Origin of the sequence: Acinetobacter sp. YH12040 (genome assembly GCF_013420005.1) — a bacterium.
Taxonomy (GTDB): Bacteria; Pseudomonadota; Gammaproteobacteria; order Pseudomonadales; family Moraxellaceae; genus Acinetobacter; species Acinetobacter amyesii.
In genome coordinates, this window is sequence record NZ_VOZB01000033.1 from 1 (window position 1) to 1,482 (window position 1,482).

At 43.8% G+C, this 1,482-nt stretch carries 1 protein-coding gene; it reads right to left on the reverse strand.

The genetic code is table 11. The features are described from left to right. Nucleotides 1-49: 49 nt before the first annotated feature. Nucleotides 50-1,375, reverse strand: coding sequence for an ISNCY family transposase (locus tag FTT99_RS16295; protein WP_096902756.1), 1,326 nt, complete (start codon nucleotides 1,373-1,375; stop codon nucleotides 50-52). Between the last annotated feature and the right edge of the window lie 107 nt (nucleotides 1,376-1,482).

Here is a 1,482-nt window from a genome sequence, read left to right on the forward strand (position 1 = left end):
TGTTATTCCCAAGTAGAAATGTCCTACCTAATAACCAAATAGAAATGTCCTATATGGACATTTCCAAGTCAAGCACAGGATTTAGATTTCGTTGTTCAATCGCTGTTTTCTGTGCACGTCTGCTTGGCATCTTTTGAGAACGATTACGTTTGTTTTGCTGTTCCAGTTCTTCATGCTGTTGTTGGATATGATTCAGAACAGCACTCAACCGTTTATTCTCAACAATCTCTCGCTGATTCAGCTGACTTAATTTATCGAAGAGGCTGTAATTGATCTTTCGGCCATCATGCATGAGGGCTACAGTACCATCCGGGTATTCCAGGAACTCAAGATACTTACCGATCAACCTTTGATTTTCTTCGGTGTTTTCCAGGAGATATACGCATTTATCATAAGTAATCGTCAGGCTATTGGTGACTCTGCGGGGTTCACGCCAAGTAAAAATATCATCTAATTCTTCGGCTGTTTCAGTGATAGGCCGATGTAGATTCTTAGGATTAAAAGCCATCTTGGCGAACTTCTGATTGAACTGCTCAATGAAGCAGGGTAGCCAGGCATTAGCTTGCTCAATCGAACAGATGCCTTCCAAGCGCATTTCTTTGATCAGACGGTCCTGAAGCGTTCTATTCGCCCGTTCTACACGGCCTTTGGCCTGTGGTGAATTGGCGAAGATGATATCGATATTGAGGGTGCTGAGTACACGTCCAAACTGGGTAATCTTGGTGTCTTTCTTGCTGCTTTGATTCACTCTAAAGACTGAATGTTTGTCGCTGTAAAACGCTAAAGGCTTACCGTGCTGTTCGACATATAAACGTGTTGAAATCATATAGTCAAAGGTTGATTCTGATTCACAGAAGCGTAAATGCTGCAATTTTCCTGTCGCATCATCGATAAACACCAGCAAACAGCACTTAGCAGCGCGTCCTTCAAACCAGTCATGGTGTGAGCCATCAATTTGGATCAGTTCACCAAAGCAATCCCGGTTGTAACGAGGCTGATACGGGCGTTTCAGGCGCTTGGCGCGAGGAATCCACAGATCTGCTGCAATCATCCAGGAACGCAGTGTTTCAACTGAAATATCAAAGCCATGAACGGTGGTGAGCTTTTCATGCGCTAAAGTGGGTCCGAAACCATGGAATTGTTCAGCGACCAGATTGAGGCACTTGAGTCTGAGCTCTTCAGGAAGCCTGGAATTGCTGATTTGGCCACGTGCAGCATGGGCTAATGCAGTTGGACCTTGAGTTTTGTATTTTTGCAATAAACGTCTGATCTGACGTTCTGAAATATGAAGTAGCTGAGCAGCCTGGGGCTGGGTTATGCGTTGATCACAGATTTCTTGCAAGACCGACAATCGTTTAAGTTCTTTATCCGACATAGACACCAACATATCAAACCGTCCGCTAAGAAAATTGCAACAGCGCATATTCTAAAAGCGGACATTTTTACTTTGGAGAAACCGGACATTTCTATTTTGGAGTTACA